Annotated in this window: 11 protein-coding genes; 1 reads left to right on the plus strand and 10 read right to left on the minus strand. The window is 56.6% G+C overall.

What is annotated here, in order from left to right; genetic code table 11:
- Positions 1–17: 17 nt before the first annotated feature.
- From gspD to PL263_RS04625, 10 genes are all read right to left on the minus strand, one after another.
- A complete protein-coding gene (gene gspD, locus PL263_RS04580; protein WP_278211879.1) occupies positions 18–2,300 on the minus strand; it encodes a type II secretion system secretin GspD in 2,283 nt (760 codons plus the stop codon).
- The gene (locus PL263_RS04585) at positions 2,290–2,901 is read right to left on the minus strand and encodes a hypothetical protein (protein WP_278211881.1); all 612 of its coding nucleotides are present in this window, start codon (positions 2,899–2,901) and stop codon (positions 2,290–2,292) included. The genes gspD and PL263_RS04585 overlap by 11 nt, the downstream gene beginning before the upstream one ends.
- A complete protein-coding gene (gspM, locus tag PL263_RS04590) occupies positions 2,898–3,476 on the minus strand; it encodes a type II secretion system protein GspM (protein WP_140911237.1) in 579 nt (192 codons plus the stop codon). The genes PL263_RS04585 and gspM overlap by 4 nt, the downstream gene beginning before the upstream one ends.
- A complete protein-coding gene (locus tag PL263_RS04595) occupies positions 3,469–4,629 on the minus strand; it encodes a PilN domain-containing protein (protein ID WP_278211882.1) in 1,161 nt (386 codons plus the stop codon). Before PL263_RS04595 ends, gspM begins: the two co-directional genes overlap by 8 nt.
- Positions 4,610–5,542, minus strand: a complete 933-nt coding sequence (locus PL263_RS04600; protein WP_278211883.1) for a type II secretion system protein GspK — start codon at positions 5,540–5,542, stop codon at positions 4,610–4,612. Before PL263_RS04600 ends, PL263_RS04595 begins: the two co-directional genes overlap by 20 nt.
- 25 nt (positions 5,543–5,567) lie before the next feature.
- Positions 5,568–6,002 carry a hypothetical protein gene (locus tag PL263_RS04605; RefSeq protein WP_278211884.1) on the minus strand — a complete coding sequence of 145 codons (435 nt, stop codon included), beginning with the start codon at positions 6,000–6,002 and terminating at the stop codon, positions 5,568–5,570.
- 259 nt (positions 6,003–6,261) lie between these two features.
- Positions 6,262–6,675, minus strand: coding sequence for a prepilin-type N-terminal cleavage/methylation domain-containing protein (locus PL263_RS04610; RefSeq protein WP_278211885.1), 414 nt, complete (start codon positions 6,673–6,675; stop codon positions 6,262–6,264).
- Positions 6,662–7,165, minus strand: a complete 504-nt coding sequence (locus tag PL263_RS04615) for a GspH/FimT family pseudopilin (protein ID WP_278211886.1) — start codon at positions 7,163–7,165, stop codon at positions 6,662–6,664. Before PL263_RS04615 ends, PL263_RS04610 begins: the two co-directional genes overlap by 14 nt.
- Entirely contained in the window at positions 7,166–7,591 is a 426-nt protein-coding gene (gene gspG / locus PL263_RS04620; RefSeq protein WP_140911242.1) for a type II secretion system major pseudopilin GspG, read from the minus strand. It abuts the gene before it with no gap.
- Positions 7,592–7,613: 22 nt separating this feature from the next.
- Positions 7,614–8,831: a type II secretion system F family protein gene (locus PL263_RS04625; RefSeq protein ID WP_140911243.1), complete on the minus strand. Its 1,218-nt coding sequence runs from the start codon at positions 8,829–8,831 to the stop codon at positions 7,614–7,616.
- A gap of 304 nt (positions 8,832–9,135) precedes the next feature.
- On the opposite strand from PL263_RS04625, the gene PL263_RS04630 reads away from it, so the two are divergent.
- Entirely contained in the window at positions 9,136–12,438 is a 3,303-nt protein-coding gene (locus tag PL263_RS04630; protein ID WP_278211887.1) for an EAL domain-containing protein, read from the plus strand.
- Positions 12,439–12,443 lie beyond the last annotated feature (5 nt).

The raw sequence follows: 12,443 nt of genomic DNA on the forward strand, positions 1-12,443 counted from the left end.
GCCGCTATGCGGTAGCGTTATTGCTCGCTGGGTTCGACCTTCTCGACATCGACCTCGAACGGTTCTTGAAAATAGATGCCGGACAATTTGCGTTTGAACTCCTTGGTAATGTCTTGTGCGTCCTGGCGGCTTTTCATGACTCTGGGGGTCAGTAGCACTACCAGCTCGGTTTTGCCTTTATTTCGGGTGGTGCCGCCGAATAACGGGCCTATTAACGGAATTTCGTGCAATAGCGGTACCCCGTCTCGCAAATAGTCATTATTTTCTCTGATCAAGCCGCCTAGTACGATGGTTTCTCCACTTTGTACGGCGACGCTGCTTTCGATTTCCCGTTTCTGTATCGTAGGCGAGTCAATGGTATCGCTAGTGGTCGTCTTAATTGCTTGATTGACGCTTTGTAAAATGTCCATCAGTACCAAGCCGCCGGCGTTGACTCGAGGTCTGACAGATAAATTTACCCCGGTATCGATCATTTGAATCGAGCTGGTTTGAATAGGGGTGTTATTGGCTCCACCAGATGTCAAATTGGTAGAAACGGATGAACGGATAGGTACGGAATCGCCAACCTTGATGGATGCTTCCTGGTTGTTCAATACCATTAAAGATGGCGATGAAATCACGTTGACGTTATTGTTTTTTGCGCTCGCATTCAATACTGCCTGGATGTCTTTAGAGCCGCTTGAAAACGCATAGGTAAAACCGCCTGTAGAAAAGGCTTTTGCCGCTTCTTCTGCCAGATCTAGTGCATTGAGCCCTTGGTTTGAGCCGCCTGTGATCTGATTTGTCCCGCCATTGTTGTGGCTGAAATACCATTGAATACCGTATTTTAGGTCGTCGTTCAGAGTTACCTCAACGATCGTCGCATCGATTAATACCTGCAACGGCAACACGTCCAGTTGTTTCAGCACACGCTGAATCACGGCATATTCCTGCGCCGTAGCCACGATAATCAAGGCGTTATTGCCTTCGTCGGCCAGGATTTTGACGTTCGGCATATCGTTATTGTTACCGCCGCCGCTGCCGCCGCTCAAACTGCCGCCGAGCGCGCCGGAGCTGCGGTTGGCGGAACGGTCGGTGCGGTCGCTCAGGGTTCGTTCGCTGGCGGAATCCTGTTGCCGGTTGCTGCCGGTGCTGCCGCCCATGCTGCTGGCGCTTGACGAAGTGCCGCTGGAGCTTTTGTTGGTCGCTGACAGGGATTTGCGGCCCGAAGCGATCGAGGCTTTGCTGCTGCGTTGCACCCCGCTACCGAAAATGCCGCTCAAGGTGTCGGCGAGATCGCCGGCGCTGACGTGCTGGCAACGGTAGACGTTGACGCCGCCGGCCGCAGCCGGATTGATCCGGTCCAGCCGCAACACCCAGTTTTCAATGTCTTTCAGGTAATTGGCTTGATGAGTAATAGCCAATACCGCGTTCAGGCGTTCGATTTCGATGAAACGGAAGAAACTGGCTTCTTCGTCCTTGGCTTTCTTGTTATTAAAAATCTGTTCCAGTTCTTCGATAATCTTGCCGGCGCTGACATTGGCCGGGGTGAACAATGCAAAGGAGCGGCCTTTCATGATATCGATATCGAAAGTATTGACCACTTCCATCGCTCGCGCGACTTCGTTGCCGGACCCGGCCACCAATAAAATATTGCGGCTCGGGTCGACATGCAAAACCGACTTTTCCGGCATCAGCGGCTTCAGGATCTCGGACAGCTCGGTCGCGGCCACGTTTTTCACCGGGATGATGCGCACCTGGTAGCCGTTCGGCATTTTGGCGCTGGTCAACGAATTGATCGAACTGCTGTACAAGGCCTCGTTGGCCGGTTTGATCAGATACATTCCGCCTTGCTCGGTCAACGCGGCGTTATTCAAACCCAGCAGCATGTCCAGAGTCGGCAGCAGCTCGTCCTTGGTCAGCGGCTTCGAGGTTTGCAAGGTGACCTTGCCGGTGACTTGCGGGCTGATCGTGTAATTGCGGCCCATGATGTCGCTCAGGATCACCTTGGCGACTTCGCCGAGGTCGGCATCGTCGAAATTCAGGCTGTATTCACCTTTGGCGCCGGATTTGGCGGCGGTACTGGGCGTATTGTGGGCGGTAATGCTGGCTTCACCGTTCGGGAACAATTCGACTTTGGTGGTCCGGTTCTCGGCCGATTTATCCGCATTTGCCAGCTCCGGAATGGGCTGATCGTCGCCGATCCGTTGGTTGTCGGCAATCGGCAATTTTTGGTGCAACTGCGGGCCGATATACTCGCAGCCGGCCATGGACAGCGCCAACACCAACATCGGGGGAACGCCAATTTTGTTAGTTGTCATTGAGTGTCTCGGGTATTTCATTGGGTGCTTGTTCAATCGGTCTGGCATTGACGTTGGCCGGCGCCGGAGGCCGGGGCGCGGGTTTACCGGGCGGCGGTTTGATTTGTGCTCGCGGTTTGCGCAACATGACCGGCTTGTCCTGGCCGGCTTGTTGCAGGATGACCCGGTCGGCCAGAATCTGTTTCAATTGCCAGCCGGATATACTTTGTTCTTCGCCGATCTTCAGGAATTTCCGCGCTTCGTTACGCTTGCTGAACAGCGCGGTCGGTTTGCCGCCCTTATCGTAAACACCGATCAGCGACCAGTCGTCGATCTGGCTGGTGTCGCTGTTCTGCATGGGGTCGTTGGCTTTGGTTTCGACCAGCGGCCGGCGCCCCTCGATAAAAATCGGCCGCTCGACGATATCGCTGTAACTGTCGATAGGGCGCGGGGAATCAGCGATAGCGGGTAGTTGTTCGGCCTCGAACCCGATTTGGTCTCGGGCCGCCAGCTGGCTGTCGAGTTCCTGCGCCGCATAACGGCTGACCAGCCACTCGCCGCCGAGGCCGGTGCCGAGTGCGGCGCAAGTCAGCAATTGCAAGCGTAACAACTTACGATTCATGACGCCTTGGCCCGCATAAAGCTGACGACTTGAAAGCTGACATTCAATTGCGAGCTCGGCTCCAGCTTGTTATTGCTGCGGTTGCGCGCGCCGCGTACCGGCGAAATGTCCAGCTGGTCGACCAATAACAGCGGGACGTTGGTTTCCAGCGCGTACAACACGGCGCGTAAGGCCTCCATGCTGCAGCTCATGCGGACTTTGACCAGGATCCGCATGAAACCGTCTTCAGTTTTGCCGGGTAATCCCTGAGTGCTGGTCAATTGCCCGCCGGCGTCGGTTACGGCAGTTTTGATGATGTTTTGCAATTCCGCCGATGCCAGCGATTCGGTATCGCTATCGCTCAAATAGCCTTGCTGTTGAAACTGTTGATGCAGAAAATCCAGGTTTTGAGCCACGCTGTCGCGGCGGGCAGCAATGGTTTGCTGGCGTTGCAGGCGGAATAACAAGGTTTCCTTCTGCTCCCGGTAATCCAGCCAGGTGTTGAACAGCGGCAACAGGGCGGCCAACACCACAACCAGCACCACTGCAGCCAACAGGCCCAACGCCAGCCAACGCTGATAGCGGGCTTCATTCATGCTGTGCCTCCTCGGAGTTGTCGCCCTCCGCGGCAGGCGTTTCCGCATCTGCTGCCGTGTCTTCCGGCTTCGGCGCGGCGACATCCATGCTGATTTGAAACCGTTCGCGGCCGGTTGCCTTGTCTTGCGTCAACGGTGAGACAAAACTGACGTTACTGAAGTAGGGCGAGGCTTCAAGTACCCCGATCAGCGACGATGCGGCCGGCGACTGGCCTTGTATTTGTAAACGTTTTTCGGCGTATTGGTAGTGGGTTAACCACGTATCGTCTTTTAACAGGACGCTGAGTTCGTTTAAAACCGCAACGAGCGATGGCGAATCGGATTTAATGCCGATCAGACGTTGGGTCTGCTCGCGGAGCGCGTCTATTTCGCTTTGCTGGGCTTCGATCAGAGTGGTTTCTTTCTCCAATGTCTTCAGTTGGCGTTTCAAGGTATCGACGGCTTCGCCTTCCTGCCAGACCGGCCAAGCCAAGGCGGCGACCAGCAACAGCAGTAACAAGGCATTCAGGCTCCAATGTACCGTGCGCACCCAGTTATTTGGCCGGGGCCGGTATTGTTCCGGCAACAAGGTGTAACGCGGGACGTTAGCGGGATAAACCGTCGCCGCCGGACTGAAATCGACTGCGGCCGGTTGTACGCCAAGCGCCTGCAGCCGGGCCAGGCAATCGTCCAGCAGCGGTTTCGGCGTTAACACCAACAACACTTCGATTTGGCCGAATTCGGTTTTGCCTAGCACGTTGGCGGCAAAATAAACCTGCTCGGTGCTGAACGGGGTGTAGCGGTCCAGTTCGAAGCCGACGACTTGTTGCAGATTTTCTTGGGCGGCGGCAGGCAGAAACAAGCGTTTTTGCAAGGCTTGGCCGGGGTTTAACCGCAGCAGGCACTCGGCCTTGTCTAGTTCGGGATTCAGATTTTTCAGGTTCCGGTACGCGTCCTCGGCATTGGGATCGAGTTGCCAGATTACGGTGTTTTCGCTTGCAGTTTCCCGATGAAAATCGATTCGGAAATTGCTTTGGTCGGGGCTGAAGATGGCGACGCCGCTGCGGTCGCTGAGCAGCCGTTTCAGGCCGGTCGGCAGCAGAGCAGCCAGCTCTCCGCTCCACCATTGCCAAAACCGCTTCAGATCGACGTCGTTAGTTGTTAGTAAGCTCATCTTGCACAGTGATTAACTGGGGTTCCTTTTCCGGGTCGAATAGCGACGATTCTTGTCGACCCTGCTGCCAATCCAGGATGCGGTAGGGCGCTTGTCCGATATCTTGGTTTTCAAACTTCACCACGGCCGTAATTGACGCGGTTGACTGGTCCGCCAGCAGTGTTTCGCAGCTAATGGTAAAGGTTTGTTCCTGGTCCGCCAAGCCGGCCTCGGTTTGATTGCCGTCCGGCCCGTTATCGCCGGTTTGTTTGGCCAGACGTCGCTCCAAGTATACATCATGAATATTTTGTGTCTTCAGCCGGGCATCGATGATGCGCAGCAACTCGGGCGGCGCCAGGCTTTTGTTCGGCTCGGGCTGACCGGAATAGACCGTGATCCAGGGCCGGATCCGTTCGAATATGGCTTCGTCCATGCCCAGCACCATTTGCAACTCTTCCAGCGATTGAAAGGGGGCATTGCCCGGAGGGTATGATCTGCCGGCCTGGCGGTAGTGTTTCTTTTCGGCGCCGTTCGGCCGCGGTTCGTCGTCGGCGTCGCGCCAATCGATGATCGCATCCATCAGTTGTTGCCGCCGGCTATCATCTTCGACGGCATAGGACAGTACCGCCAGCAGTAATTCTTCGCCGGCTGCGTTGATATCGACCTTGCCGGATTCGGCCAAAACCCGAATTCGCAGTTCGCTATCGGCGCCAGCCAACCGGTAAATCGCGCCGTCGACCCGCCAGCGTTGTTCCGGATCGGGTTGACGCAGGCCCTGTGCGGCCAAATTCAAACCGGATTCCGCCAGCGCCGAGGCGCGGGCGTTGCCGACCATAGCCGAACTAACGCCGCTTTCCCGCCGCATGGTCAGCGTAAAACTGCCCGCCATCACGCTGAGCAGCGTCAAAATCCAAATCACGATCACCAGCGCCATTCCGGTTTGGCGTGGACTGGACGGATTACTCGGCATCGGGGGGCAGGGAGGTTTGCTGGCCGATGTTATCGCCGGCCGGGGCGGCGGCGTCGATCCGCAGCGGAAAGATCATATCCGGCCAAAAGCTGTCGTCATTGAGCGCAATATGGATTTTGACCAGGCTCGGTAAACGTTCGGCGTCCAGCCAGTCGTCCTGCCAGACCGGAGCGTCGCCAGCGTTCGGACTCTTGGCGCCGAAGTAACTGATGCGGAAGCTGCGGACGTCCTCCAGCAACACCACCGGCTCCGGCTCGGCATCCACTTGCCGCCGGTAGGGGGTCAAGGTGACGTTCAATGTAGACGTCCGGTCGCGGGCCGGTTCGATGCTGAAGATTTGCAGACCTTTGCGCGCCGAAGCGGCCGGCAGCGCGGCAACGAAGCGCAAGCTTTGCGGCAGGCCCTGAAAACTAAGTTTGGGCAATTCCGGCTCGGGGGGGCTTGAAGGTCGTCGCGCTCGGCAGCGACGAACTCAGGCAACGGCCGGGCCGCACTCAAATGGTGTTTGAAAAATTGGTAGACCACGGCTTTACGGTTGACTTGGTCGATTTTGGTTTCGCCGCTATGCCAACTCTGCGCCGCAATCCGCAAACTGCCGAACAGCAAGGTCACCATCACGCCGAGCAGCGTGATCGCGATCAGCATTTCGATCAAGGTAAAGCCGTTAGATTGGCGGGGAAACACTATCCCTGGCCTTGCTGCAATTTTAATGTTGTCAATTCCACGCTACGGCGCTGGTCGCCGTCCCCCCAACTGACACCAACCTGCACCGAGTAAAGTTGTGCGGCGGTTTCGCTGTTCGGATCGGGTTCGCGCAGACTGCGCCTGGCCGGTTGATTCGAGGCCGGCGCCACTCGGACCAGCCAGTCGTATTTGTCGCCTTCGCTGCCCTCGCTGTCGCCGACCGTGAGCGGGGTTTCCACGCCGGTCCGCGCCATCAACGATTCGGCGATCTGCACGGCTATAGTGTATTCCTCGGATATGACGGCATTGTTAACGCCGGCGCCGAATACCCGCAGTAATACGCTCAATGCAATCGCCATGATCGAAAACGCCACCAGGATTTCCAGCAGCGAAAAGCCTTTATGCCGCCGCATCCGATATCCTGACTTCGCCGGTAATCCAGTTGACGTCGATCCGGCGTAATTGGTTACCCCATTCCAGCGTGATGCGGCCGCCGGTCGACGAACCGTCGCCGAAAAAGCGGATGCTGCCGATTTGGTCGGCGCCGAATTCCTCTTCGGCGACGACCAGCGACACGTCGACCTCTTCGGCGAAGGTATAGACTTTGTCGCGGTTGCTGATTTGATAGCTGTTGTTGCGCAAGTCGATGGCGACGCTGGTTTGGCGTTGCGTGGCCAGCGCCTGGCCCTGGGCGTAGCGTAAAGCGCTGGCCAGATCTCTGGCCAGCGCTTGCAGTTGGGTGCTTTTATTGCCGGAGCCGATGCTGCCGCCCAGCGCCGCGAAGCCGAGCACGGCGACCAGCAACACTACCACCAGTTCAATCAGCGTGAATCCGGCGCATGACCGCGGCGGACGCCGGAATGCGTCGGCCGGAGCCGTTTCCGAAGCGGGCAGGGCGGTCATTTATTCCCAGCTGTTGATGTCCTGGTCCTCGCCTTCACCGCCTTCTTTTTCGTCGGCGCCCAGACTAAACAAGTCGAATTTGCCGTGCTGGCCGGGGAAAACGTAGTGGTATTCCTGGTTCCACGGATCCAGCGGAATTTTGTCTTTGCGCAGGTAAGGACCGTTCCAACGTTTGGCCTCGGCCGGTTTTTCCACCAGTGCCGTCAGGCCTTGCTGGGTGGTCGGATAACGGCCCTCATCGAGTTTGTACATGTCCAGCGCCGCGGCGAGGTCCTCGATTTGGACCTTGGCCGCCTTGGTCTTGGATGCACCCATATGTTTCATGACTTGTGGGCCGACGATGCCGGCCAGCATCGCGATAATGCCCAACACCACAAGCAGTTCCAACAAAGTAAAACCGCGGTGGCGGTGCAAGGTTAATTTCATGTTGTCGACTCCATTTTTATTTTTAAAATGCCAGATCGTTTACGCTCAGGATCGCCAGCAGTATCGAAACGATGATGCCGCCTATCATCAACCCCAGCGAAATAATCAAGGCCGGCTCCAGCAGCGCCAGCATCCGTTGTATCGTGGTTTTTAACTGTTTATCGTAAATTAGGGCAACCCGCATCAGCATTTCCTCCAGCCGGCCGGTTTCCTCCCCCATTTTAATCATTTGCACCGCCAGTTTGGGAAACAGGTTTTGCTGGGCCAAGGCTTCGGACATGGTCCGCCCCTGCTTCAATTGCGCCTCGGCCTGTTCCAGCAGGTCGGCCAGCACCGTATTGCCGACCGTTTCCCGGACGATGCCAAGCGATTTCAAAATCGATACGCCATTGCCCAACAAGGTGCCGAAGGTCCGGCTGAAATTAGCGACTTCCATGGTCAACACAATTTCGCCGAACAGCGGCATTTTTAGAAAACGGCCGTCCCAGGCCTTTTTGCCGGCCGGATCGGCCAGTTGGCTTTTCAGGGTTTGCACCGCGATCACGATCGCCAGCAGCATCACCCACCAATACCGCTGCAGAAATTCGGCCAATCCGACCACGATTTGGGTCGGCACCGGCAACGCCTGGCCGGCGCTGTCGAACATTTCCTTGAATTGCGGCACCACGAAAGTCAGCATCACGAACAGCGAGGCCAGCGACATCACCAACAGGATTGCCGGATAAATCAGCGCGGTGCTGACCGTGTCTTTCAGTTCCTGCGACCGCTCCAGATATTCGGCCAGCCGCTGCAGTACGCCGCCCAGATTGCCGCCCAACTCGCCGGCCCGGATCATGTTCAAATAAAATCGGGAAAATACCCCGCTCTGGCTTTCCAGGGCATCGGCCAGGGCTTTGCCGGCTTTGACTTTTTCCAGCACCTCGCCGACCAGTTTGTTCAGTTTCGGATTTTCCTCGGTCAGCTGCATCAAGATCGTCAACGAGCGATCCAACGGCAAGCCCGACTCCAGCAAGGTTGCCAGTTCGCCGGTCAGCATACCGATTTCCTTTTGCGACAGTCTGACCGCAGCGGATTTGAGTTTGAAACCGAGAAAAGTCTTGTCTTTTGCCGGCTCGATACGGATGGGCACCAAGCCCTGTTTTTGCAGTTCCAACAGCAACGCTCTTTCGTCGGCAGCGTCGCGCACGCCTTCTTCGGTGACGCCCAGATTGTTGACAACTTTGTAAGAAAATAAGGCCATGGCCGGGTACTCGCGAAACGAGGGTAGTCTTGGTAAGCCGATGTCGGCCGCTCATTTTGGCCTAATTGCCGGCCAATTACAAAAACCGCCGGCCGATACTCGGTTCAAGCGGGTAAATAAGAGTTGGGTTGGTCGGGCGCGAGCCGCTTGGAACCGGCGTTTGCCAAAATCCCCAAGCAAAACGGATTTACGGTTAAAATTCAGTTCAGCTACGGCGTATTGCCGGTGGCTTTAGTTTTCTCAGTCTGTTAATCGTCGCACCACCGCCAATTAAATTTTCGCCGTAGTTGATCCGGGACCCAAGATGACCGAAGCCATCAGCAAAGAACCGCAAGCCGTTGGGCATTTGCTGGTATCGGTTATGGGCTTGTTGCTGATTCAACTTGCCAGCCTGACGCTTCCCGTCGCCGAGTTGGCCCGGCAAATTCAGCCGCATTCGTTGTCGACCCACAATCTGATGGAAGGCGTTTCCATCGTAATTTCCGCGTCGGTGTTCGCGGTGGGCTGGAGCGTCTACCAAAAAGAAAATTCGGGCGGATTCGTGGTGATGGCGTGCTGTTTTCTCGGCGTCGCCTTGCTGGATTTTTTGCATACCCTGTCTTTCAAAGGCATGCCGGCGTTCGTCAGCGAGAGCGGAGCGGAAAAAGCGATTGCATTTTGGCTGATGGCCAGAGGCCTTGCCGCAGTGGGGTTAATTGCCTGCGCGGTACCGTGCAAACGTCTATTGTCCCCGGCCTTTCGCTGGTCCGTGCTGGTTTGCGTGATCGGCCTGTGCGGCGTCGGCGCTTGGCTGGTATTTTTCCATCAGGCCCGGTTGCCGGCCACCTTCGACGAAACTACCGGCCTGACGCCGTTCAAGAAAAATAGCGAGTACCTGTTGGCAGCCCTGTACGGCTTGATCGCAGTGGTATTCGTTTATCAGGCCGGTTGGCGCCGTAACTGCGATGCCGCCGGTTTGGCCGCCGCCGCCGCGGTCATGGCGATGAGCGAGTTGTTCGTCACCTTTTATACCAGCGTCGCCGATTTGTACATTTTGCTCGGCCACGTCTACAAAGTCTTTGCCTATGCCTTTATCTACCGTTCGATATTCGTGTCGAGCGTGCAACGGCCTTATCAACGTCTGTTCGCGGCTCACCAAGCCTTGTCGGCCAGCGAGACCAGGTTTCACGCCATCATTGACGAATCGCCGGTGGCTTACGTGGTTTACGATACCCAGGGGCGTATCGATTATTTGAATCCGGCCTTCGTCAAAATTTTCGGTTACGACCGCAGCGATATTCCGAGTTTGGCCGAGTGGTGGTGGTTGGCGCATCCCGATGCCGAGTACCGCCAGCAAGTGATCGGCCGCTGGCACGAATACCGCCGGCTTTACGACGAATCCGGCGAACTGTCGCCGCCGCAGGAGTTGGCGGTCCGTGCCAAGAACGGCAGCCTGCACACGGTATTGGTCAATAACGTGGTGCTGGACAACACGCCGGCCGCCACCAATTTTCTGATGTTGCACGACGTGTCCGACCGGGTGGAGGCGATGCGGCGGCTGGCGGAGTCGGTCGATATGCTGCAAACCGTGATCGATACCATTCCCAGCCGGGTATTTTGGAAAGACCTGGATTCGCGTTACTTGGGCGCCAATATCGCTTTCAGCCGCGACGCGGGCTTGTCCGGGCCGGAACAATTAATCGGCAAACTGGATAGCGAGTTGGCTTGGCGCGACTTCGGCGACAAATACCGGGCCGACGACCTGCAGGTCATCCGGAGCAATGCGCCGAAACTGGATTACGAGGAAGCTCAAATCGATCCGCACGGCAATACCGTCTGGTTGAAGACCTCGAAAGTCCCGCTACGCGACGCCCAGCGCCGGCCGATTGGGGTGCTGGGCGTTTACGATGACATCACGGCGCGCAAATTGGCCGAACAGGAAATGCAGCTCGCTTCGCTGGTCTACCTGAACAGTAGCGAAGCGATGCTGGTGACCGACGGCAGCGGGCTGATCATTACCGTGAATCCGGCCTTTACCAAAGTAACCGGTTACGCCGCCGACGAAGTCATCGGTCGTTCGTTCACCGGCCTGAGCCCGGAACAGCACGATCAGGCTTTTTTCAAAACCGTGTTGCGGGTAACCAATACTCAGGGGCATTGGGCCGGAGAGATCGGCGGCCGCCGCAAAAACGGGGAGGATTGCGTCCACTGGGTAACGGTCAATTCCATTTATAACGAAACCGGCGGCGTGCATCGGCGGGTCGCTTTGATTACCGATATTACCGAGCGCAAAAAATCCGAGCAATTGATCTGGCGCCAGGCCAATTTCGATCCGCTGACCAGTCTGCCCAACCGCAATATGTTTTTGGACCGTCTGGACCGGGAAATCAAAAAAGCTTTACGCCACAGCCAAAAAGTCGCGCTGATGTTTTTGGATCTTGACCGGTTCAAGGATGTCAACGACAGCCTGGGCCATTTCATGGGCGATGTATTGTTGAAAGAAGCCGCACACCGCCTGTGCGAAAGCGTGCGTGATTCCGACAGTATTGCCCGGCTCGGCGGCGACGAGTTCACAATCATTCTGGGCGAATTGGAACACACCGAAAGCGTCGACCGGATTGCCGACAGCATTTTGCAGCGATTGGCCCAGCCTTTCTCGTTGGGGAATGAGATCGCCTATATCTCCGCCAGCATCGGCATCGCCGTGTTTCCCGACGACGGTAATGACTCGGAAGCGCTGTTGAAGAACGCCGACCAAGCCATGTATGCCGCCAAAAACCAAGGCCGCGACCGTTACCAATATTTCACCGCGCAAATGCAACTGCAATCGCAAAAGCGTCTGCGTCTGGCCAACGATCTGCATGCGGCGTTGGCAAAAAACCAGTTGTTGTTGCATTACCAGCCCATAGTCGACTTCGGCTCGGGTCGGTTGGCAAAAGCCGAAGCACTGCTGCGCTGGCAACATCCGGATCTGGGGATGGTCAGTCCGGCCGAATTTATTCCGATTGCCGAGGATACCGGCAGTATCGTCGAAATCGGCGATTGGGTATTCGCCGACGCGGTGCGGCAGCTCAAACAATGGCGCGAGTTGTACCAACCGCAGTTTCAAATCAGCGTCAATAAATCCCCGGTACAGTTTCGAAAGCAGGCCGTAGAGAGCCAGGCCTGGGTGGCAGTGTTGCAGGAATTAGGTTTGCCGGGCGACAGCATAGTTGTGGAAATTACCGAGGGTGCGTTGTTGGAAGCCAGCGACGCCAGTCGCGAACAATTGTTAGTATTCCGCGATGCCGGGATTCAGGTGGCGCTGGACGACTTTGGTACCGGTTATTCGTCGCTGGCTTACCTGAAAAAGTTCGATATCGACTACATCAAAATCGACCAGACCTTCGTGCGCAACATGGTAGCGGAATCCAGCGATATGGCCTTGTGCGAAGCGATCGTGGTAATGGCGCACAAGTTGGGGATCAAAGTGGTCGCCGAAGGCATCGAGACCGCAGAGCAATACCAGTTGTTGCGACGGATAGGCTGCGATTACGGCCAGGGCTATCTGATTTCGAAGCCGGTGCCGGCCGAGCAGTTCGAGCGCTTGTTCGCAACCGGGATTATGGTGGCTGACGCGGCCGGATAACACCC

This window comes from Methylomonas sp. EFPC3, assembly GCF_029643245.1.
GTDB lineage: Bacteria > Pseudomonadota > Gammaproteobacteria > Methylococcales > Methylomonadaceae > Methylomonas > Methylomonas koyamae_B.

Excerpts from the sequence above, each read along its gene's own strand:
- PL263_RS04595 (WP_278211882.1), bottom strand. The coding sequence starts at position 4,629 with ATGAGCTTACTAACAACTAACGACGTCGATCTGAAGCGGTTTTGGCAA.
- PL263_RS04585 (WP_278211881.1), bottom strand. The coding sequence starts at position 2,901 with ATGAATCGTAAGTTGTTACGCTTGCAATTGCTGACTTGCGCCGCACTC.
- PL263_RS04610 (WP_278211885.1), bottom strand. The coding sequence starts at position 6,675 with ATGCGGCGGCATAAAGGCTTTTCGCTGCTGGAAATCCTGGTGGCGTTT.
- gspD (WP_278211879.1), bottom strand. The coding sequence starts at position 2,300 with ATGACAACTAACAAAATTGGCGTTCCCCCGATGTTGGTGTTGGCGCTG.
- PL263_RS04630 (WP_278211887.1), top strand. The coding sequence starts at position 9,136 with ATGACCGAAGCCATCAGCAAAGAACCGCAAGCCGTTGGGCATTTGCTG.
- PL263_RS04615 (WP_278211886.1), bottom strand. The coding sequence starts at position 7,165 with ATGACCGCCCTGCCCGCTTCGGAAACGGCTCCGGCCGACGCATTCCGG.
- gspM (WP_140911237.1), bottom strand. The coding sequence starts at position 3,476 with ATGAATGAAGCCCGCTATCAGCGTTGGCTGGCGTTGGGCCTGTTGGCT.
- PL263_RS04600 (WP_278211883.1), bottom strand. The coding sequence starts at position 5,542 with ATGGCGCTGGTGATCGTGATTTGGATTTTGACGCTGCTCAGCGTGATG.
- gspG (WP_140911242.1), bottom strand. The coding sequence starts at position 7,591 with ATGAAATTAACCTTGCACCGCCACCGCGGTTTTACTTTGTTGGAACTG.
- PL263_RS04625 (WP_140911243.1), bottom strand. The coding sequence starts at position 8,831 with ATGGCCTTATTTTCTTACAAAGTTGTCAACAATCTGGGCGTCACCGAA.